This is a genomic window from Xylanibacillus composti, assembly GCF_018403685.1.
Classification (GTDB): domain Bacteria; phylum Bacillota; class Bacilli; order Paenibacillales; family K13; genus Xylanibacillus; species Xylanibacillus composti.
Map to the genome: position 1 here is coordinate 1 of NZ_BOVK01000114.1, position 1,300 is coordinate 1,300.

Here is a 1,300-nt window from a genome sequence, read left to right on the forward strand (position 1 = left end):
CATTTTCACAGACTATTGACAGACACGAAAATAGAATTCTAAGTTAATTCTCCTTTCGTATTTTGATATTTATGCAGCACTCGGAATGGCTCTTCCGTGGTACACATCTTCAGGGCATAGATCTCCAATGGATGAATGGGGTCTGTAGGTGTTGTACTCATGGATATAACGTTTTATGCCTAGCCTCAGCTGCCGGGGCGTTTCAAACTCGTTAATGTAAATGAGATCATATTTCAGCGTTCTGAAAAAGCGTTCCGTTCTTACGTTATCCAATGCTTGGCCTTTTCCGTCCATTGAGACTTTAATGCCGGCTTGATCCAATAGATTCAAGTAATCTGGGTTTGTGAAGTGGCTTCCTTGATCACTGTTCATGATCTCAGGCTTGCCGCTTGCGAGCGCCCGTTTCAGACAGTTCATGACAAATATCTTCTCCAAGGTGCTGGAAAGCTCGTAGTCGACAATTCGCCTGCTGTACCAGTCGATGATGACAAACAGATACATGAAACCCTTCTGCATGCGGACATAGGTTATGTCCACGCCCCAGACCTGATCGGGACGGCATATATCGAGATTCCTAAGCAAGTATGGACGAACGTATTTAGCATGATAAACGCTTGCTGAAATTCGGCTTAGGATAGATCGTGTACACGCCCATCTCACGCATTAGCCTACGGATCTTCTTACGATTGACGATGATCTTGTCATCACGACGAATCACCTTCGTGATGGTCCTGTAACCCCAAGTAGGGTGATCTGTGTGCAGCTCATCGATTCTGCGCATGATCAATAGGTCCTCATCGGAAACGGTTTTTTCCTTAGGCGGATTCCGATACACACTGCTTCTATGAACACTTAAGAGATCCGCCTGTCGGCTAATGGTGATCTTAGACTCGTTAAAATCAACGTGGTTTCTTCTTCCAGCTGGGTCCGAGGATATCTGTAGATTTTTTTTTTCAACCAGTCTACCTCATAGGTAAGCTGGCCCACTTTACGCTCTAGTTCCGCAATATGCTCTTGGCTTTGTTCGAGTTCCTTCTCACTTTGGGAAGGCCCCTTCTTGAACACATCTGAAGCTCGTTCTAGGAATTCCTTTTTCCAGCGAGAGAGGACCACAGGACTAACATCATATTTGGCTGCAATTTGATTCACTGTGGCTTCTTCGGACAAGATCTCCAGGACAACTTTCGTCTTAAATTCAGCTGGGTAACTCGTTCTTTTCTTCATAGTCTTAGTATAACTTAGATTTTCAACTCGTGTCTCACCTCATGGGAGCATTATAATATGTCCTCAACGAGCTGCG

1 pseudogene is annotated in these 1,300 nt (G+C 44.8%); it reads right to left on the reverse strand.

The features are described from left to right. Positions 1–69 precede the first annotated feature (69 nt). A pseudogene (locus XYCOK13_RS21750) lies at positions 70–1,224 on the reverse strand (IS3 family transposase). Between the last annotated feature and the right edge of the window lie 76 nt (positions 1,225–1,300).